This window comes from Pseudomonas quercus (genome assembly GCF_012033695.1).
Taxonomy (GTDB): Bacteria; Pseudomonadota; Gammaproteobacteria; order Pseudomonadales; family Pseudomonadaceae; genus Aquipseudomonas; species Aquipseudomonas quercus.
Genome location: NZ_JAAVJI010000004.1, coordinates 148374 through 166633 on the forward strand (window position 1 = coordinate 148374; position 18260 = coordinate 166633).

General features: G+C 59.6%; 17 protein-coding genes. 12 read left to right on the plus strand and 5 right to left on the minus strand.

The window, feature by feature from the left end:
• Positions 1 to 57: 57 nt before the first annotated feature.
• The 4 genes from HBH25_RS09480 (at position 58) to HBH25_RS09495 (ending at position 4643) form a co-directional block, all read left to right on the plus strand.
• A complete protein-coding gene (locus HBH25_RS09480) occupies positions 58 to 738 on the plus strand; it encodes a response regulator (RefSeq protein WP_168083668.1) in 681 nt (226 codons plus the stop codon).
• Positions 735 to 2084, plus strand: a complete 1350-nt coding sequence (locus tag HBH25_RS09485) for an ATP-binding protein (RefSeq protein WP_168083669.1) — start codon at positions 735 to 737, stop codon at positions 2082 to 2084. Before HBH25_RS09480 ends, HBH25_RS09485 begins: the two co-directional genes overlap by 4 nt.
• Before the next feature lie 193 nt (positions 2085 to 2277).
• Complete coding sequence (locus HBH25_RS09490; protein WP_168083859.1) at positions 2278 to 3006, plus strand: gamma-glutamyl-gamma-aminobutyrate hydrolase family protein; 729 nt, start codon at positions 2278 to 2280, stop codon at positions 3004 to 3006.
• A gap of 344 nt (positions 3007 to 3350) precedes the next feature.
• Positions 3351 to 4643: an MFS transporter gene (locus HBH25_RS09495; RefSeq protein WP_229631869.1), complete on the plus strand. Its 1293-nt coding sequence runs from the start codon at positions 3351 to 3353 to the stop codon at positions 4641 to 4643.
• Positions 4644 to 4661: 18 nt separating this feature from the next.
• On the opposite strand, the gene HBH25_RS09500 is transcribed toward HBH25_RS09495, so the two are convergent.
• A complete protein-coding gene (locus HBH25_RS09500) occupies positions 4662 to 5591 on the minus strand; it encodes a DUF1853 family protein (protein WP_168083670.1) in 930 nt (309 codons plus the stop codon).
• A gap of 114 nt (positions 5592 to 5705) precedes the next feature.
• Here HBH25_RS09500 and HBH25_RS09505 point away from each other — a divergent pair, with 114 nt between their 5' ends.
• The 6 genes from HBH25_RS09505 to pepN are packed head-to-tail and all read left to right on the plus strand — an operon-like array spanning position 5706 to position 12232.
• Positions 5706 to 6596, plus strand: coding sequence for an NAD(+) kinase (locus HBH25_RS09505; protein ID WP_168083671.1), 891 nt, complete (start codon positions 5706 to 5708; stop codon positions 6594 to 6596).
• Positions 6596 to 7567: a metallophosphoesterase gene (locus tag HBH25_RS09510; protein WP_168083672.1), complete on the plus strand. Its 972-nt coding sequence runs from the start codon at positions 6596 to 6598 to the stop codon at positions 7565 to 7567. Before HBH25_RS09505 ends, HBH25_RS09510 begins: the two co-directional genes overlap by 1 nt.
• Positions 7564 to 8436 (plus strand): rhomboid family intramembrane serine protease, encoded by an 873-nt coding sequence (locus HBH25_RS09515; protein WP_324616875.1) that lies wholly within the window; start codon positions 7564 to 7566, stop codon positions 8434 to 8436. The genes HBH25_RS09510 and HBH25_RS09515 overlap by 4 nt, the downstream gene beginning before the upstream one ends.
• A 23-nt stretch (positions 8437 to 8459) precedes the next feature.
• Positions 8460 to 8720, plus strand: coding sequence for a YeaC family protein (locus tag HBH25_RS09520; RefSeq protein ID WP_168083674.1), 261 nt, complete (start codon positions 8460 to 8462; stop codon positions 8718 to 8720).
• A 44-nt stretch (positions 8721 to 8764) separates the two neighbouring features.
• Positions 8765 to 9562, plus strand: coding sequence for a DUF2797 domain-containing protein (locus HBH25_RS09525; RefSeq protein ID WP_229631878.1), 798 nt, complete (start codon positions 8765 to 8767; stop codon positions 9560 to 9562).
• 12 nt (positions 9563 to 9574) lie between these two features.
• Positions 9575 to 12232 carry an aminopeptidase N gene (pepN, locus tag HBH25_RS09530; protein WP_168083676.1) on the plus strand — a complete coding sequence of 886 codons (2658 nt, stop codon included), beginning with the start codon at positions 9575 to 9577 and terminating at the stop codon, positions 12230 to 12232.
• A 96-nt stretch (positions 12233 to 12328) separates the two neighbouring features.
• Here pepN and HBH25_RS09535 read toward each other — a convergent pair whose 3' ends face one another.
• Complete coding sequence (locus HBH25_RS09535; protein WP_168083677.1) at positions 12329 to 13051, minus strand: FadR/GntR family transcriptional regulator; 723 nt, start codon at positions 13049 to 13051, stop codon at positions 12329 to 12331.
• Positions 13052 to 13346: 295 nt separating this feature from the next.
• Between HBH25_RS09535 and HBH25_RS09540 the strand changes: the two genes are divergently transcribed.
• Positions 13347 to 14030, plus strand: a complete 684-nt coding sequence (locus HBH25_RS09540; RefSeq protein ID WP_168083678.1) for a hypothetical protein — start codon at positions 13347 to 13349, stop codon at positions 14028 to 14030.
• Between the two features lie 101 nt (positions 14031 to 14131).
• On the opposite strand, the gene HBH25_RS09545 is transcribed toward HBH25_RS09540, so the two are convergent.
• Positions 14132 to 14875, minus strand: coding sequence for a hypothetical protein (locus tag HBH25_RS09545; RefSeq protein ID WP_168083679.1), 744 nt, complete (start codon positions 14873 to 14875; stop codon positions 14132 to 14134).
• A 60-nt stretch (positions 14876 to 14935) separates the two neighbouring features.
• Positions 14936 to 15676: a hypothetical protein gene (locus HBH25_RS09550; RefSeq protein ID WP_168083680.1), complete on the minus strand. Its 741-nt coding sequence runs from the start codon at positions 15674 to 15676 to the stop codon at positions 14936 to 14938.
• A 298-nt stretch (positions 15677 to 15974) separates the two neighbouring features.
• On the opposite strand from HBH25_RS09550, the gene HBH25_RS09555 reads away from it, so the two are divergent.
• On the plus strand, positions 15975 to 16178 hold the full coding sequence (locus HBH25_RS09555; RefSeq protein WP_168083681.1) for a hypothetical protein: 204 nt from the start codon (positions 15975 to 15977) through the stop codon (positions 16176 to 16178).
• Between the two features lie 141 nt (positions 16179 to 16319).
• Here HBH25_RS09555 and HBH25_RS09560 read toward each other — a convergent pair whose 3' ends face one another.
• Entirely contained in the window at positions 16320 to 18059 is a 1740-nt protein-coding gene (locus HBH25_RS09560) for an IlvD/Edd family dehydratase (RefSeq protein ID WP_168083682.1), read from the minus strand.
• Positions 18060 to 18260: the final 201 nt, after the last annotated feature.

The window sequence follows — 18260 nt, forward strand, 5'->3', positions numbered from 1 at the left end:
CTAATGCAGGGTTAATAGGGGCGGGCTACCCTAGTGGCCTGGAAGAAGGGTTGCGTTATGCACGTATTGCTGTGTGAAGACAATGAACTGATTGCCAGTGGTATCACGGCCGGCCTGGTGGCCCAAGGGGCCGTGGTGGACCACGTGGGCACCGCGCGTGCCGCAGATGCCTTGCTCAAGGCGGCAGGGTTCGACGTGATGGTCCTGGACCTAGGGCTGCCCGATGAAGACGGGCTCAAGCTGCTCCGGCGCTTGCGTCAGCAGGGGCGCGACCTGCCCGTGCTGGTGTTGACCGCCCGCGACGCCGTAACCGACCGCGTCGCCGGGCTGGAGGCCGGCGCCGACGATTACCTGATCAAGCCCTTCGACCTGCGTGAACTCAGTGCCCGCTTGCACACCCTGGTGCGGCGTACAGCCGGCCGTACCGTGAACCGTATCGAGCATGGCAGCCTGTGCCATGACCCCAGCACCCGTGAAACCTGGCTCAATGGCGAAGCGGTGGACCTGTCCCGCCGCGAACAGGCGCTGCTGCACGCGTTGCTGCAGCACAAAGGCCGGGTGCTTAGTGCCGAGCAGCTCAAGGACAGCGTGTATGGGTTTGGTGATGAAGTGGAAAGCAATGCCCTTAACGTGCACATCCACTACCTGCGCCGCAAGCTAGGCAACAGCATCGTAGAGACGGTACGCGGGTTAGGCTATCGCCTTGGGCCGGCCAGCACTGGCGAGGCCCGTTCATGAGCCTGCGCCTGCGGTTGATCCTTATCCTAGGCGCGGCCTTTGTGGTGATCTGGGCCCTGGCCGCTGCCTGGATGTTCCGTGACCTGCGTGGGCAAATGATGTTTTCCCTCGACCAGCGGCTGGTAGCATCGGCCCGAATGGTGGCCGGCCTGGTTCAGCAGCTGCCACAGCCGCTTATCGGCCATGATGGCGCCCGTATCAGCGCCGACCAGGCCAGTATTCCCGATGGCATGGCCTGCAAAGTGAGCTCGCTGCGCGGTGAAATCCTGGCCGCCAGCCACCAGGGTATCGAGGCGAACCTGGGTGAGGACGGGGGTGGTTTCCAGGACCAGGTGATCGACGGTGAGCAATGGCGCAGTTTTACCTTGCGCCATGGCGATGTGCGCATTACCACCGCCGACCGCCACCAGGAGCGTGAAGCGCTCAATGGGGCGGTGCTGCTGGCGGCGTCGCTTCCCGTAATGATGGCCTTGTTTGGCAGCCTGGGTGTGCTGTGGTTGGGCGTAGGCCAGGGGCTGGCGCCACTCAACCGTATTCGGGACGCCCTCACCCAGCGTAGCCCCGAGGCCTTGGAGCCGCTGGTTATCACACCGTTGCCCTCGGAACTGCGCCCGCTGGTACACACCCAGAACCAACTGCTCCAGCGCATGGGCCAGGCCATCGAGCGCGAGCGCCGGCTGACCGACGACGCTGCCCATGAGTTGCGCAGCCCCCTGACCGCCATCAAAACCCACTTGCAGGTGGCCAGCATGACTCAAGGGGCAGCCCATGACCTGGCGCTGGCCAATGCCGAGGCCGGGGCTGACCGCCTGCACCACACCCTTGAACAGTTGCTGCTGCTGGCACGGGTGGAAGGGCGCCTGGCGTTTGAAGCGAACAACGGCTGTGCCGTGGCGGAGGTGACCCGCCTGGCCCTCAACGATACGGCAGGCGGTGACCCCCGGCGGATCGAGACCGAACTGGAGGAGGGCGCCGCCGAAGCGCCACTGGGCGTGCCGCTGACGCTGGCGGTGGCCGCGCTGCGTAACCTGCTGGACAACGCTTTGCACCACGGCGCCAGCGACCTGGGTGTGCATCTGCACGTGCACCAGGACGGCCAGCACGCGTTGTTTCGTATCCGTGACCATGGGCCAGGCCTGGCCGAAGGGACGCTGGGCCATGTCACCGAGCGCTTCTGGCGTTCCGAAACGAGCCAGGGCTGCGGTTTGGGGTTGGCCATTGTCGATGCCATCGTTCAACGCTGCCAAGGGCAGCTGGCGTTCAAGGCGTTACCCGATGGCCTGCAGGTAGACCTGCGCCTGCCGCTCGAAGCAGGGCACGGGCGGCCCCATGGGGCGCTGGGCTAACGGCGCAGGAGGCCAAACAGGTTTGCTGGCTGTCGTCTATTATGTTTGACATTCATGCTTGGTCTATAGCATTTTGCTGACCATTACGGCCTTACATGACGCCGGATGATTGATATGTTTTACAACTGACCAGCCTCGGCGGTGCTTCGTGAACAGCGTAACGACAAAAAACCGGGCCAAACCGGTCGTCCTCATGACCATGGGCGTGCAAGAGCGTAAGGGTCACCTCTATCAAGTAATGACACACAAATACATCACGCCCTTAGTAGACATTTCAGGCTGTGTGCCTGTGCTGGTCCCTACGTGCTGCGGCATCGATGACCTCAACGCCTACCTGGACATGGCCGATGGCGTTTACCTGACCGGCGCTGGCTCGAACATCGACCCCGCACTATACGGGCAGGAAAATAAAACGCCAGAGAAGACACAGGACCCGGACCGCGACCATTTCGATATCCCATTGATTCGCGCAGCGCTGGATCGGGGCTTGCCGATCTTTGCCATTTGCCGGGGCATGCAGGAAGTGAACGTGGCCTTGGGCGGAAACATTCATCAAAAGCTGTATGCCGTACCCGGCAAGCAGGACCACCGGGAAGACCCTGAGGCACCCGTCGCTGTTCAATACGGTGACAGCCATGGCGTTGACGTGACCACGGGCAGTTGGCTGGCCGACAGCCTAGGCCGTTGCGACATTCGGGTGAATTCGCTGCATGGTCAGGGTATCGACCAACTGGCCCCTGGCCTGGAAGTATTGGGCACCGCCCCAGATGGTGTGATTGAAGCGTTTCATGCCCCCTCCCTCTCACGCTTCCTGGTAGGTGTGCAATGGCACCCGGAATGGCAGGCCAGCGATAACCCCGTCTCCGTCAAGCTGTTCGAAGCCTTCGGCGAGGCCTGTCGGCGGTTCAAGGCCGGGGCCTGAACCAAAAGCCCACTGGGCAGGCGCACGAACCACTGTTGGACCGGTCGCAGCCGAAGGCGGAGGCCGGGAACCCTAGGCCTCGGCGAAGGCACACGATTCCCTGCTGTGGGACCGGTCGCAGCCGAAGGCGAAGGCCGGGAACAGGTTGACACCGTGTGGAGGCCGTCCGGGCTCCTCCGCTGCGCCCACGCTACGCGAACTCCCACAACGAACATGTACCGCGTCAGGGCTAAAATCCCTACTCGCATTCGGCAATCCTAGTACCAGCCGGTTATGCTGCGCGCCTCACGGCGCCTTGCGCTCAAAGACAACGTCACAGGGAAGTGGCACGGTACGAGAACTGTATGGCTATTGCCCCTGCCCATCGCTCAATGGCGCCTCTGTCACGCGAGGACCATAAAACCCTTGCCCTGGCAGCCCTCGGCGGGGCGCTGGAGATCTACGACTTCATCATCTTCGTGTTCTTCGCGCTCACGCTGTCCAAATTGTTTTTCCCGCCCGACATGCCGGAATGGCTTCGGTTGATGCAGAGTTTTGGCATCTTCGCGACGGGCTACCTGGCCCGACCTCTGGGTGGGCTAGTGATGGCGCACTACGCCGACCGATTAGGCCGCAAGCGCATGTTCAGCCTGAGCATCCTGATGATGGCTTTGCCCTGCCTGGTCATAGGGGCAATGCCCACCTACGCGACCATTGGTTATTGGGCCCCCGTTACCCTGCTGGCATTGCGGGTGCTCCAGGGCGCAGCGGTGGGCGGTGAAGTGCCCAGTGCCTGGGTGTTCGTAGCCGAGCACGTGCCCGCCCATCGGCGCGGTTACGCATTGGGCTTTTTGCAAGCGGGGCTAACCTTCGGCTATTTGCTGGGCGCGTTGATTGCTACGGTACTGGCGCGCGCCCTGAGCCCTGAGCAGATGCTGGACTACGGCTGGCGATTGCCCTTTTTGCTGGGCGGTGTATTTGGCGTATTGGGGGTGTGGCTGCGCAGGCTGCTCAGCGAAACGCCTGTATTTCTGGCCATGCGTGAACGCCGGCTTGCGGGCGCCCCCTTGCCGCTCAAGCAGGTGTTGAGCGCCCATCGCGCCAGCTTGCTGCCAGCCGTCACCTTGACCTGTGTGCTAACCACGGCCGTTGTGGTGCTGGTAGTGCTCACCCCAACCGTCATGCAGCGTTACTTTGGCCTGGCAGCGGCAGATACCTTTGCGCTGAGCAGCATTGGGATTGTGTTCCTGAATGTGGGCTGCGTGCTTGCCGGCCTGCTGGTGGACCGTATCGGCCCCTGGCGCGCCCTGTTGGTGTACAGCCTGCTGCTGCCTTTAGGCACCTTTGCGCTGTATGCCAACTTGATATTCAACCTGGGCGTAACGGGGCTGGCTTACGCCTTTGCAGGCCTGTGCAGTGGCGTGGTAGGGGTGGTGCCCGCTGTGATGGTTGGGCTGTTCCCACCGCACGTACGCGTATCGGGCATTTCCCTGACCTATAACCTGGCCTACGCCCTCTGGGCCAGCCTCACACCGTTAGGGTTGCTTATGCTCATGCCCGCCAGCCCTTGGGTGCTGGTGGGGTATAGCGTATTGATGGGGCTGGTAGGCACTGCCTGTTACATGGCTGTTGGGGTGGGCAAGGCCCTGGAACGCTAACCTTGCCGTGCTTCGGGCTCACCCCGGCCAGTCATCACCGACCAGAAACAGCCGTTGGGCCTCATGAGCAAATTCACCCTCCGGTACCATCCTTACCACCAGTTGCGCTGGCGCGTCCGAGGGCAAATCGTCCAGCCAGCGATGGAACGTGAAGGTATCCCACAGCTCGCTTGTCAGCATACGTGCTGGCGCCAGCCACTGGGCATGCGGCAAGGGCTGCCAATACCCCTGGGCGTTGGCAGCCAAGGCCGGCCACTGGCAGCGGTGTACCCAATCACCCCGTAAATGGTCCGGGTGGGCGCCAGCAGGCGCTTCGCCGTGGGCATGCCAAGAGTAGAACAGGTAACCCCCCAGCCACAGCCAGGGCTGCGGTGCCGCGATGCCCAGTGCCGAGAGTCGCTGCCGCGCGGCCGGGGTGTTGGCCATGGGCAACTGGTGGCCGCTCAGGTGCAGCAGTTTTCGATCCAGGCGGTCGTCGCGCCCAGGCCCCAGCCAATCGCAGGTGTCCTCGCCAGACGCGTCGTCCCTGCCCAGGTAGAACTTCACCGCCAGCTCAAGGTGATGAACGCCGTCCCTGTCCCGCAGTACGGCATCCATCTCCCCCAAGGTATGCCCGTTATCGCGGATGGGCAGGTTGGCGGCCAGCAGCTCCACGCCCGGCGCTTCACGCAGTGCGAACTGCCAGAGCCGCTCATAGTAGAGCCCCAGCCTGTGGCTCGAACTCACAGCCAGCCAGTCACTCAAAGAAGCGTCGTCCTGGTCCAGCAGGCGAAGCCAACGAACCAGCCCTTCAGGGTCATGGGCCCAGTCGCTGCCTTTGAGCGGGTGGCGTTGCGCCCAAGGTGCTTGGCTGAGCATGGCCGGGGACGTGACAACCCAGGCCAGGTCTCGCACAGCGGGACGGCGCAACAGGCGGGGAAGGTGAGCCAGGGATGCGAATGGATTCATCCACGCAGCATAGCGCGCTGTTGTTGAACGTAAAGGGCCGGCCACGGCTTTTGTCTGGGCTCGCGCTTTGGCCCATAATTACCGCTTCGCCTTACCTTGAGCCTCGGGAGCCCCATGGAGCAGTTTCGCAATATCGGTATCATCGGCCGCCTTGGCAGCACCCAGGTGCTGGACACCATTCGCCGGCTGAAGAAATTCCTGGTGGAACGGCACCTGCACGTGATTCTTGAGGACACTATCGCTGAAGTGCTACCGGGGCACAGCCTGCAAACCTCCACCCGCAAGCTGCTGGGCGAGGTGTGTGACCTGGTGATCGTGGTAGGGGGTGATGGCAGCCTGTTGGGTGCGGCCCGCGCGCTCGCACGGCACCATACGCCAGTGCTGGGCGTGAACCGCGGCAGCCTGGGCTTTCTCACGGACATCCGGCCCGATGAGCTTGAAGTGAAAGTAGCCGAGGTACTCAACGGCCACTACCTGGTGGAGAGCCGCTTCCTGCTGGAAGCCGAGGTGCGACGCCACGGCGAGGCCATCGGCCAGGGCGATGCACTGAACGACGTGGTGCTGCACCCTGGCAAATCTACCCGCATGATCGAATTCGAGATTTACATCGACGGCCAGTTCGTGTGCAGCCAGAAGGCCGACGGCTTGATTGTGGCCACACCCACCGGCTCCACGGCCTATGCCCTGTCTGCCGGCGGGCCGATCATGCACCCCAAGCTGGACGCCATTGTGATCGTGCCCATGTACCCGCACACCCTGTCCGGTCGCCCTATCGTGGTGGATGGCAACAGTGAATTGAAGATTGTGGTGGCCAAGGACATGACCATCTACCCCCAAGTGTCCTGCGACGGTCAGAACCACTTCACCTGTGCCCCTGGCGACACGGTGACAGTGAAAAAGAAACCCCAGAAGCTGCGGCTCATTCACCCACTGGACCACAACTACTACGAGGTGTGCCGTACCAAGCTGGGCTGGGGCAGCAAGCTCGGCGGCGGAGGCGAGTGATGCTGGACCCTTCCAGAAGGTACGACCTGATTGGCGACATACATGGCTGCGCGCACACGCTTGAGCACCTGCTCGACGTGCTGGGCTATCGGCGCCAGGGCGGTGTGTGGCGCCATGCCCAGCGTCAGGCGGTCTTTTTGGGCGACATCATTGACCGTGGCCCGCGCATTCGTGAGGCCCTGCACATCGTCCATGACATGGTGCAGGCCGGCCAGGCCTGGTGCCTGATGGGCAACCACGAGTTCAATGCCTTGGGCTGGGCCACGCCCGCCTTGCCAGGCACGGGGAAAGCTTTCGTGCGCGAGCATACGGTTCGCCACGAGCGGCTGATGCAGGCCACGCTGGAACAGTTTGCCCACCACCCCGAGGACTGGAACGCCTTCACACAGTGGTTCTATGAGCTGCCCCTGTTTGTGGATGCCGGGCGTTTCCGCCTGGTGCATGCGTGCTGGGACAACCCCCTCATCAGCCAACTGCGCCACAGCTTTGCCGACGGCCGCGTAGACGCGCATTTCGTGCAGGCGGCCAGCGTACCCAACAGTTTCGCGGCCAGGGTTTTCGATCGGCTGCTGCGCGGCACGGATATGCGCCTGCCCGAAGGCATGGCCATTACCGGTGGCGATGGCCTCACCCGGGCGTTCTTCCGCACCAAGTTCTGGGAAGATGACCCGCAAACCTATGGGGATGTGGTGTTCCAGCCCGACGCGCTGCCAGACACCGTGGCCCGTACGCCACTGAGCGTTACTGACAAGCAGGCCTTGCTGCGCTACGGCACCGACGAGCCGCTCCTGTTCGTAGGGCATTACTGGCGCAGCGGCCGCCCGGCGCCGATCCGCCCCAACCTGGCCTGCCTGGACTACAGCGCCGTGCTTTACGGCAAGCTGGTCGCCTACCGCCTGGACGAAGAAACCTTGATCGACCCCGCCAAGTTCGTATGGGTGGACGTTCGCCGCCCGGAGCACACACCGTGAAGCCTATCCTCGCCCTGCGCCTGCCTGTTTCCCACGACCTTAGTGGTTTTGTACGCCTGCTCCGGCGCCTTCAGGTGCCTTATCGGGTGACCGAGGAAGGCCCGGACCAGGCCGTCTGGGTGCCGACTGAGCAGCTGGCCGGGCAGGTGCGCGAACTGTACGAGCGCTACCCCGAAGGGGATACCGCCCCAGCCCAACCTCAACAGGCCTTGCCTGGCCCAGGGCGCGGCCAAGGGCTCTGGCGCCAGTTACGCGCCAGCCCTGTCACCACGGCCGTGCTTGTCATCTGCCTGGTGGTAGCCGGCATTAGCCTGCTTGGCGACAACCTGGCGCCCTTGCACTGGCTGACCTTCGTGGACTTCCACCAGCAAGGCGACTATGCCTGGTTCATGCCGTGGGTCGCGACCCTGGAGGCGGGGCAGTGGTGGCGGCTGGTAACCCCCATCTTCATCCACTTCGGCATTCTTCACCTGACCATGAACGGGCTGTGGTTCTGGGAGCTGGGCCGGCGTATCGAGTGGCGCCAGGGGGCCCTAGGGCTGGCCGGGCTTACCGTGCTGTTTGGGGCAGTGTCCAACCTGGCACAGTACCTGTGGAGCGGGCCTGCCCTGTTCGGCGGGCTGTCGGGTGTGCTCTATGCCCTGCTGGGGCACGTCTGGCTGTTCAACTGGCTAGCGCCTTCGCCCCTTTATCGGATGCCCAAGGGCGTGCTGATCATGATGCTGGCCTGGCTGGGCCTATGCCTGGTTGGCGCTGCCAGCGTGCTGGGCTTTGGTGAAATCGCCAACGGCGCGCATTTGGGCGGTTTTGTGGTGGGGTGTATAACAGGGCTATTGGGTGGCGCCTTGGCACGCCGTAAAATGGCCTGACACTTGAACGGTATGGAATTGCGATGAACAACTTCGCTGAAATGATCGAAAACATCACCCCGGACATCTACGAAAGCCTGAAGCTGGCCGTGGAAATCGGCAAATGGTCCGATGGGCGCAAGCTGACTCAGGAACAAAAGGAGCTGTCCTTGCAGGCCGTGATCGCCTGGGAGCTGCAGAACCTGCCGGAGGACCAGCGCACCGGTTACATGGGGCCGCAGGAATGCAGCTCCAAGGCGGCGCCCGTGGCCAACATCCTGTTCAAATCGGATGCTATCCATTGATCGACGCCACCTCCAAAGAGCTGGGGCGCGGTGCGGTCAGCAAAATGGCCATCCGGCTGGATAACCACCAGGCGCTGTACGACCTGCGCCTGGGTGAAGCACGGGTGCCGCTCAATCCACTGATCGGCCAGCGGCTGACCCTGGAGTACCTGGGCGCGATCCATTGCGTGAACTGCGGCAAACGCACCAAGAGCAGCTACAGCCAAGGTTATTGCTACCCCTGCATGCTCAAGCTGGCCGCTTGCGACCTGTGCATCATGAGCCCCGAGCGCTGCCACTACGAACACGGCACCTGCCGCGAGCCCAGTTGGGGCGAGCAGTTCTGCATGACCGACCATATCGTGTACCTGGCCAACAGCTCGGGCCTGAAAGTCGGCATTACCCGTGCCACACAATTGCCAACCCGTTGGCTGGACCAAGGCGCGAGCCAGGCGCTGCCGATCCTGCGGGTTGCGACGCGCCAGCAATCGGGCCTGGCCGAAGACCTCTTCCGCTCCCAGGTCGCCGACCGTACCAACTGGCGTGCCTTGCTCAAAGGGGACGCTGTCGAAGTGGACCTGCACGCGGTGCGTGAGCAACTGTTCGACAGTTGCGGTGCCGGTATTACCCTGTTGCAGGAGCGTTTCGGCATTCAGGCCATTCAGCCACTGCCCCAGGCCGAGGTGGTCACCATCCGCTACCCCGTGGAGGCCTACCCTGCCAAGATCACCAGCTTCAACCTGGACAAGACCCCGCGTGTCGAAGGCACCCTCATGGGGATCAAGGGTCAATACCTGATATTCGACACCGGCGTGATCAACATTCGCAAATACACGGCCTACCAGCTCGCCGTGCACCAGTAGAAGGACAAGGGCATGCGCACCGAACAGCCAAAGACGATCTACCTCAAAGACTACAAGGCCCCCGACTACCTGATCGACGAAACCCACCTCACCTTCGAGTTGCATGATGACCATACCTTGGTGCATGCCCAGTTGGTGATGCGGCGCAACCCGGATGCCGGCACCGGTTTGCCGCCGCTGGTGCTGGACGGCCAGGAGCTGGAGCTGTTGTCGATCAAGCTCGATGACGCTGAGCTGAGCACCGGTGACTACCAGCTCACGGAGGCTCACCTCACTGTGCAGCCTGGCGCCGCGAGCTTTGTGCTGGACACCAGCGCACGCATCCACCCGGAAACCAACACAGCACTGGAAGGTTTGTACAAGTCCGGCAAGATGTTCTGTACCCAGTGCGAAGCCGAAGGCTTCCGCAAAATCACCTGGTACCTGGACCGCCCGGACGTGATGAGCCGGTTCACCACCAGCCTGAGCGCGGACAAGCAGCAGTACCCGATCCTGCTGTCCAACGGCAACCCGATCGCCAGCGGCGAAGATGAAGACGGCCGCCACTGGGCCACCTGGGAAGACCCGTTCAAAAAGCCCGCCTACCTGTTCGCGCTGGTAGCAGGGGACCTGTGGTGCATCGAAGACACCTTCACCCGTGCTTCCGGCAAAGACGTGACCCTGCGCATCTATGTCGAGCCTGAAAACATCGACAAGTGCCAGCACGCCATGAACAGCCTCAAGAAGTCCATGAAGTGGGACGAGGAGGTGTACGGCCGCGAATACGACCTGGACATCTTCATGATCGTGGCCGTGAACGACTTCAACATGGGCGCCATGGAAAACAAGGGCCTGAACATCTTCAACTCCAGCTGTGTGCTGGCCAAGGCCGAGACCGCAACCGATGCGGCCCACCAGCGGGTGGAAGCCGTAGTGGCCCATGAGTATTTCCACAACTGGACCGGCAACCGCGTGACCTGCCGCGACTGGTTCCAGTTGTCCCTCAAGGAAGGTTTCACCGTGTACCGGGACGCGGGTTTCTCGGCAGACATGAACTCGGCCACGGTCAAGCGCATCGAGGACGTGGCCTACCTGCGCACGCACCAGTTTGCCGAAGACGGCGGCCCCATGGCCCACCCGGTGCGCCCGGCCAGCTTCATGGAAATTTCCAACTTCTACACCCTGACCGTGTACGAGAAGGGCTCGGAAGTGGTGGGCATGATCCGCACCTTGCTGGGCGCCGAGGGCTTCCGTAAAGGCAGCGACCTGTTCTTCGAGCGCCACGATGGCCAGGCCGTGACCTGCGATGACTTCGTCAAGGCCATGGAGGACGCCAACGGCGTGGACCTTACCCAGTTCAAGCGCTGGTACAGCCAGGCCGGCACGCCACGGTTGGCGGTGACCGAGGCATTTAGCGAAGCCGAAGGCACCTACAGCCTTACTTTCCGCCAGAGCTGCCCGCCCACGCCGGAAAGCGCTGAAAAACTGCCGTTCGTGATTCCGGTCGAGTTGGGCCTGCTGAACGCCGAAGGGCAGGACATTCCCCTGCAGTTGAAAGGTGAAGCCGAGCCAGGCGCCACCAGCCGGGTGCTGTCTGTAACCGAAGCCGAGCAGACCTTCACGTTCACCGGGGTGAAGGCCAAACCGCTGCCCTCGCTTCTCAGGGGCTTCAGTGCGCCGGTGAAGCTGAGCTTCCCCTATAACCGCGACCAGCTGATGTTCCTGATGCAGCACGACAGCGATGGCTTCAACCGCTGGGATGCCGGGCAGCAACTGTCGGTGCAGGTGTTGCAGGAGCTGATTGGCCAGCACCAGGCGGGGCAGCCGTTAAACGTGGACACACGCCTGATCACAGCCTTTGGTACGTTGCTGGAAGACGACAGCCTGGACCAAGCCATGGTCGCCGAAATGCTGTCTCTGCCAGGGGAAGCCTACCTGATGGAGCTGAGCGAGGTGGCGGATGTGGAGGCCATCCACGCCGCCCGCGATTTCACCCGCCAGCGTATCGCTGATGAGCTGTTCGACGCGCTGCTGGCACGCTATACCGCCAGCCGTGAGGTATCGCGTGCTACGCCATACGAGGCCAGCGCCGAGCACTTTGCCCGCCGTAGCCTGCAGAACATTGCCCTGTCGTACCTGATGCTCAGCGGCCACGACGCAGTGCTCCAGGCCACCCTGGAGCAGTATGAACACTGCGATAACATGACCGAGCGCCTGGCCGCCTTGGCGGTATTGGTAAACTCGCCCTTCGAAGCCGAGCGCGCCAAGGCCCTTGAAGCCTTTGCCGAGCACTTCAAGGACAACCCGCTGGTCATGGACCAATGGTTCAGCGTACAGGCCGGCAGCCCGCTGCCTGGTGGCCTTGAGCGTGTGAAGGCGTTGATGCAGCACCCGGCGTTCAGCGTACGCAACCCCAACAAGGTACGTGCGTTGATCGGTGCCTTTGCTGGGCAAAACCACATCAACTTCCACGCGCTGGATGGCAGTGGTTACCGCTTCCTGGCTGACCTGGTGATTGAACTCAACGCGCTAAACCCACAGATCGCCTCCCGCCAGCTCACGCCACTCACTCGCTGGCGCAAGTTTGGCGAGGCGCGGCAAGCGCTGATGAAAGGTGAGCTGGAGCGCATCAAGGCCAGTGGTTCACTGTCCAGCGATGTGTTCGAAGTGGTAAGCAAAAGCCTGGCGTAGTGCTGTTCGTGTTGGGCCGGGTTTTCCCCGGTCCAGCATGCCACTGTTGGACCGGGCAAAGCCCGGGAACAGGCTACTCACCTGCTTGATCACACCTTACAACCCCAACTGCTTCCCCAACACCACATTCAAGGCATTGCGTGCGTCGTCCAGCTGCACCAGCGCAGCGTGCTGCGCTGCCAGCGGGTCACGGTTCTCTATCGCGGTCAAAATCGCCTTGTGCCGCGGCATGGCGAATTCCTGAAGGTTGGGCCGCTGGTTGGAATGCTTCAATGCCTCCCGCAAGGCCAGGGTAAGCATGTTGCACAAATGGGCCAGCAAATCGTTGTGGGTGGCATCGGCAATACGGCTGTGAAAGTCCAGGTCCGGCTGCAACAACGCCTCCGGGGATTGCGCGGCTTCCATGCGCTGGTAAGCCTCCCCGATCAAAGCCACATCTTCAGCAGTGGCCTGCTGCGCCGCCAAGGCCGCCGCCGCGGGCTCAATGATGGCCCGCACGCTGGTCAATAAAGCAAAAAACTCGTTTTGGGGCGTGGTGTGCATAACCCAATGGAGCACGTCCGGGTCCAGCAAATGCCATTCCCGGCGCGCCTTCACCACCGTACCCACACGGGGCCGCGAATACACCAACCCTTTGGCCACCAATACCCGCGTGGCTTCCCTCAGCACCGGCCGGCTGACAGCGTACTCCTCACACAGCGACGCTTCGGGCGGCAGTTTCTGATCCGGCGGGAAGCGGCCGGACACAATGTGCATGCCCAGTTCCTGGACAATACGGGCGTGCATGCTCTTGCGTTCGGAGGGTTTGCGGTAATCCATGGGGTAGGGCGATACCTGCGAGGGCGGGAAGGGGCATGATAGCGTAAGCGGGTGAGTGCTACACCCGCGGTGTGGCGTGTTCGAGGGGCCAAGCGATGCCGGTTTGAGGGGCTCTGTATCGCAGGCCATTGCGTTGAGTTATGTCGAAAAATGCTTGCGGGCGGACTGTGTGTAAAGATCCAGATTGGTTATTCGAAGGATTGTGAATTATCGTTTTTTGATAGTTTTAGAAAATTCATATTCATACAATACCGTTCGATCCGGATATTTATCATCGATACATAGGCGAGGAAAAATGAAAATTAATAATTCATTTTTTAGTTTTCGGGCACAGGTCAGTGTTCAAGAAGCTTTTGAAAAAGCAGTTCGCAGGGTAGAGAAAGAGGGGCGTGTTAGCAATCATACTATAAATTTCCTGCTGAAAGCGGCAAAAAATTCTCCTCGAAATTTTACGGTTCTAGATTGCCAGGGTTTGGAACATATCAAAAGCCAAATAATTGTTAAGCTGGAAGGGCAAAATTCTGCAGTGCATGCAGAAAAATACGAAAAAATAAATGGTTTGGTTGATAGGGTAATTGAAAATCTATCGCCTGACGTGAAAAGTGATTTCATGAAAGAAAAATATCTTGTAGAAAAACTCAAAATCGCTTTAGTGGAGGTTGAAGAATCTATTTCATTGCTGGAAGAAAATATGGGCTCAGAGTTTGGTTGTCCGATTCAAGGGAGTGATGTCAAAGAGAAAAAAAATGATAGAGAGATAGAATCTGAGAAATTAAAAAATTCAACAGAATTAAAAAGCCTAAAGAATTTAAAAGAATTTTTGAGTCATCCAGATAACCTTGATTTTCATCGCTCACTTGAAACAGGCAAGCTTGAGCTAACAGAGCATCAGCGTCATTTGGTTAATTATTTTGAGACTACAATAAATGATACAATAACCAGGCGCGCAGCCTACTTTCCTAGGCTGAATAAACATTGAAATGGCGGCTCGCGGATAAAGGTTGCGATTATGAGGCGCTATGAGGGTACTTCAACCTCTACCGCCTGCAGCTAGTCATTTCAAGTAGCGTTACTACCGGGTCATGCGCCGCAATAACGGCGCATGACCTGCTCGGCCCATCTCGATGTGTCATAGAACCGAGTGAAGAGGGCAAAGTGCTCATTCAGGTTGTCAAAGCAGAACAAAGCTTGCTTGCCCTCTTCATCTATCTCACAGACAACGCTATAGCTTTCGTTGTTGTAAAAGTCTAGCTCATCTATGAATCGCATTTCATCACAGCTATCGATGGGTAGCTCAAAGCCTAAGGCTTCCACATCCATATCGAACATGGTGAACACAGGGCGTGTGTCCCCCCAATCCACCCTTGGCGGAAATTCCTCATTGGGAAAAGGCCTTATGCCGGTACGCCGCTGCGCTAATTTGTCATCCAGGATGACGCCCCCGCAGCCTAGTAAAATACTGTCACCTACCCAGTCTGCACCCGTATCTTCAGGTTTCTTGGTATAGCCCAAGTGAGTGCCGGAGGCATCCCAGCAAAACAGACCCGTTTGGTACTTGTGCTGCATTTTACAGAGTGAGCCGTACCCGACCGTATTGCCCTGTGGGTCTGCCAATGCATGGATCTCTTCGCAGCTGCCTGCCATGCCTCTCATTAAACGGAATTCTCTGTTATTGCTTAATAGCTCAAGGGCTGCGGGCCTGGTGCTGTCTGGTAGGGCCTGTAATGTATAACCCTGCTCCTGATAAAAATAGCGTTCGTGAGCTGCCGCAGTGTTTTTTGGCAGGAGCAGGAGAATAGGTAATAAGGAGAGTAATGCGTACATGGGTTACCCCAAGGAAGTAGGTATAGGTGTTCAATGTTTCATGAATTCCTTATAGCGTGCCTAGCCGCCTGAGCAATACCGGTAGATCGTGTGCTCCATCCAGGGTGGATCTATTTTATACCGCGTGAATAGCCCGAAATGGCCAATAAAATTATCAAAGCAGATCACAGCTGGCTTGCCGGACTTGTCAATTTCGCACACCACCGCGTACATGGAATTTTTACCGCGTCCCGGTTTTATTCGCTGTATGTCTTTGCAATAACCAAGCGGAATATCAAAGCCGTTTTTTCTAATGTCTGACAACAGCATGGACAGTACCGGGCGCCGCTGGCCCCATTCCAGTGTGGGCAAGGGGAGGTTACTATCAGGGTCAACATCTTGGCTTCTAGGGGATTCCAAATCTGGCACCACCTCTGCGCCGCACCCATGAAGCATGCTACCCACTATCCAGTCCTCCTTTGCTCTATAGGGTTCTGCTGAGTAGCCAAAGTGCTGGCCGGAGCTGTCCCAGCCAAAGAACCCGATTTCCTGCCTTCCGCGTGTTTCACACAATGTGCCGTACCCCATGCTTCGGTTTTGATCATCATGTGCCTGGTAAACGTCCTGGCACGTGGACGCTATACCCTGCAGCCGTTCAAACTCTTTGGTTGACGCCAGCACGGCAAGGGCGCCAGACCTGGCTTCGGCATTTAAAGTGTTATAGGTATAGTCAGGTAATTGTTGAAAAATTCGCTTATCACCATAGGCTGGCAATGTAGATAGATAAATAAGGGCGGCGACTAAGTATGATGGCTTTATCATTCTGATACGCCCGTGGCTGGTGGGTGTGAATAGATTTAATCACAGCCTAAATGGGCGGAAAACGGTTTATTCCCTTTTGATTTGAAGCCTGATGTGTGTATTTAGAGGTGGAGTAAAAAGTGAATGAGTGTTGACTTTGGTGTGTGAAAATATTGCCAGCCATACTGGCTGGGATTGCCTATGGCTGTAAGCGCTTTGTTTAATGGAATAACTTCAGCCTGAACGAGGGGGCTTTAGTTGACCACAGTAAAACGGTGTGGACACGTTTGTTTGCATCTTTTACTGAGGAGTAAACACGATGAACAAGAGCACTGAACAGCAAAAAAATAATTCAAGGGGTGCGTTGGCGCCTGAATTTCTCAAGCGTTTTGCTTTTCTGGCGGTGGCCAATGGAGAGGTAGGCAGCACAAACCCTTACGCGTCCAGCCTGTCGACAGGCGAAAGCGGCTGGCATTCGGGAGGATGCAGAATGACACCCGTAAAAAAACCGGAAACACGATAGCCCAAACGTACCTGCGCAAAATTCTGGATGCAGATGTTGCTGGAAAGCATCTGGACAAAGAGAAGGCCGACGCGCTTTACGAGAAGACCCTCGTCTATCACATCTTGCCGGGGCACAGGCGGCCCCGGCAACCCTTGCTTATCAATGCGAATGCCGCGGCACCTCAGACCCTCTGCACCCCACCAAGAAGTCAAAATCACACCCTTGGTCGGCCTGCATCACGTGCTGCACGTACAACTGGCGATACCCACCCGGAATCAGGTTGCTCACGGGCGGCTGGCGATCGGCCAGGCGGGCGTTAAGCTCGGCGTCGCTGATGTCCAGATGCAGCCGGCCGATGGCACAGTCCAGTTCAATGAAATCGCCTTCCTGCACCGCGGCCAACGGTCCACCGGCGGCGGCTTCAGGCGCCACGTGCAACACCACCGTGCCGTAAGCGGTGCCGCTCATGCGGGCATCGGAAATCCGCACCATGTCGGTCACGCCCTGGGCCAGCAGCTTGGCCGGCAGCCCCATGTTGCCGACTTCGGCCATGCCGGGGTAACCCTTCGGGCCGCAGTTTTTCATCACCAGAATGGAGTCGGCATCCACGTCCAGGTCTGGGTCGTTGATGCGCGCCTTGTATTCCTCGAAGTTTTCGAACACCACGGCCCGGCCTCGGTGCCGCATCAGCGCAGGTGTCGCAGCAGAAGGCTTGAGTACCGCGCCATTGGGCGCCAGGTTGCCACGCAGCACACAGATGCCGCCGTCGGCGACCAGTGGGTTGTCGATAGCACGGATCACCTGGTCGTCACCGTAGATAGGGGAGGCTTTCACGTTGTCCCACAGGCTTTGGCCGTTCACGGTCAGGGCATTGGGGTGGGGCAGCAGGTTGTTCTCGCCCAGGCGGCGGAGCACGGCGGGCAGGCCGCCTGCGTAATAAAATTCTTCCATCAGGAAGCGACCGGACGGTTGCAGGTCCACCAGCGTCGGGGTGCCACGGCCGACCCGGGTCCAGTCGTCCAGTTCAAGGTCTACGCCGATGCGCCCGGCAATGGCCTTGAGGTGAATCACGGCGTTGGTAGAGCCGCCGATGGCCGCGTTCACGCGGATGGCGTTTTCGAACGCTTCACGGGTGAGCACCTTGGACAGGCGCAGGTCCTCCTTCACCATCTCTACCGCGCGCATGCCAGACATATGGGCCAGTACATAACGGCGTGAGTCCACCGCCGGAATGGCCGCGTTGTGGGGCAGGGACACGCCCAGGGATTCGGCCATGCAGGCCATGGTAGAGGCTGTGCCCATGGTGTTGCAGGTGCCCGCAGAGCGGGACATGCCGGCTTCAGCGGACAGGAATTCGTCCAGGCCAATCAGGCCACCCTTATAGGCTTCGTGCATTTGCCACACGATGGTGCCGGCACCGATGTCACGGCCATGGTGCTTACCGTTGAGCATAGGGCCACCGGTGACCACAATGGCCGGCACGTCGCAGCTGGCGGCGCCCATCAGCAGGGCGGGGGTAGTCTTGTCGCAGCCGGTCAGCAATACCACACCATCGACGGGGTTACCGCGAATGGCTTCTTCCACATCCATGCTCGCCAGGTTGCGGGTCAGCATGGCGGTGGGGCGCAGGTTGGACTCACCGTTGGAGAACACCGGGAATTCCACCGGGAAGCCACCGGCCTCCAGCACACCCCGTTTGACGTGTTCAGCGATCTGGCGGAAATGGGCGTTGCAGGGCGTAAGTTCGGACCAGGTGTTGCAGATGCCGATGATGGGTTTGCCATGGAACTGGTGATCGGCAATGCCTTGGTTCTTCATCCAGCTGCGGTACATGAAGCCGTTTTTGTCGTTGGTGCCGAACCATTGGGCCGAGCGCAGGGTGGGTTTTTTGTCAGACATGTCAGGCTCTCTTATTGTAAGACTAATGGTGCCGCATGCCATTAAAATAGGCGGTATTGGCGTGCATGGGAAGGCCTTGTTGCTTAAATAGTATTACTATATAGTCCGCTCAACAACGCTGAGTGCAGGTGCCGGGATAACCGCCGCCATGCCGCATTCCAGACAGGTTCCATAAAAACAACAGACCTGGAGAACACCCGC

What these genes read in the sequence shown, in the direction of transcription:
- HBH25_RS09495 (WP_229631869.1), top strand. Translation starts at nt 3,351, where the DNA reads ATGGCTATTGCCCCTGCCCATCGCTCAATGGCGCCTCTGTCACGCGAG.
- HBH25_RS09500 (WP_168083670.1), bottom strand. Translation starts at nt 5,591, where the DNA reads ATGAATCCATTCGCATCCCTGGCTCACCTTCCCCGCCTGTTGCGCCGT.
- HBH25_RS09485 (WP_168083669.1), top strand. Translation starts at nt 735, where the DNA reads ATGAGCCTGCGCCTGCGGTTGATCCTTATCCTAGGCGCGGCCTTTGTG.
- HBH25_RS09555 (WP_168083681.1), top strand. Translation starts at nt 15,975, where the DNA reads ATGAACAAGAGCACTGAACAGCAAAAAAATAATTCAAGGGGTGCGTTG.
- HBH25_RS09560 (WP_168083682.1), bottom strand. Translation starts at nt 18,059, where the DNA reads ATGTCTGACAAAAAACCCACCCTGCGCTCGGCCCAATGGTTCGGCACC.
- HBH25_RS09505 (WP_168083671.1), top strand. Translation starts at nt 5,706, where the DNA reads ATGGAGCAGTTTCGCAATATCGGTATCATCGGCCGCCTTGGCAGCACC.
- HBH25_RS09490 (WP_168083859.1), top strand. Translation starts at nt 2,278, where the DNA reads ATGACCATGGGCGTGCAAGAGCGTAAGGGTCACCTCTATCAAGTAATG.
- HBH25_RS09480 (WP_168083668.1), top strand. Translation starts at nt 58, where the DNA reads ATGCACGTATTGCTGTGTGAAGACAATGAACTGATTGCCAGTGGTATC.
- HBH25_RS09525 (WP_229631878.1), top strand. Translation starts at nt 8,765, where the DNA reads ATGGCCATCCGGCTGGATAACCACCAGGCGCTGTACGACCTGCGCCTG.
- HBH25_RS09540 (WP_168083678.1), top strand. Translation starts at nt 13,347, where the DNA reads ATGAAAATTAATAATTCATTTTTTAGTTTTCGGGCACAGGTCAGTGTT.
- HBH25_RS09545 (WP_168083679.1), bottom strand. Translation starts at nt 14,875, where the DNA reads ATGTACGCATTACTCTCCTTATTACCTATTCTCCTGCTCCTGCCAAAA.
- HBH25_RS09510 (WP_168083672.1), top strand. Translation starts at nt 6,596, where the DNA reads ATGCTGGACCCTTCCAGAAGGTACGACCTGATTGGCGACATACATGGC.
- HBH25_RS09535 (WP_168083677.1), bottom strand. Translation starts at nt 13,051, where the DNA reads ATGGATTACCGCAAACCCTCCGAACGCAAGAGCATGCACGCCCGTATT.
- HBH25_RS09520 (WP_168083674.1), top strand. Translation starts at nt 8,460, where the DNA reads ATGAACAACTTCGCTGAAATGATCGAAAACATCACCCCGGACATCTAC.
- HBH25_RS09550 (WP_168083680.1), bottom strand. Translation starts at nt 15,676, where the DNA reads ATGATAAAGCCATCATACTTAGTCGCCGCCCTTATTTATCTATCTACA.
- pepN (WP_168083676.1), top strand. Translation starts at nt 9,575, where the DNA reads ATGCGCACCGAACAGCCAAAGACGATCTACCTCAAAGACTACAAGGCC.